The sequence below is a fragment of the Proteus sp. TSJ240517 genome (assembly GCF_047921575.1).
Classification (GTDB): domain Bacteria; phylum Pseudomonadota; class Gammaproteobacteria; order Enterobacterales; family Enterobacteriaceae; genus Proteus.
In genome coordinates, this window is the sequence record NZ_JBLRMH010000039.1 from 1 (window position 1) to 264 (window position 264).

The following is a 264-nucleotide window of genomic DNA, read 5'->3' on the forward strand; positions in this document are numbered from 1 at the left end:
ACTGTTGGTTTGATACCAACGATTTCAACTTCTTCACCAACTTTAACAACACCACGCTCAACACGACCTGTTACTACTGTACCACGGCCTGAGATTGAGAATACGTCTTCGATTGGTAACAGGAATGGCTTGTCAATTGCACGCTCTGGTTCTGGGATGTATGAATCCAGTGCTTCTGCTAATTCAACAATTTTCGCTTCCCACTCAGCTTCGCCTTCCAGTGCTTTCAGCGCTGAACCACGGATTACTGGAGTGTCGTCACCT

General features: G+C 46.6%; 1 pseudogene. It reads right to left on the reverse strand.

Annotated elements, in window-relative coordinates:
- A pseudogene (tuf, locus tag ACNARN_RS18665) lies at nucleotides 1-264 on the reverse strand (elongation factor Tu); the annotation flags it as partial.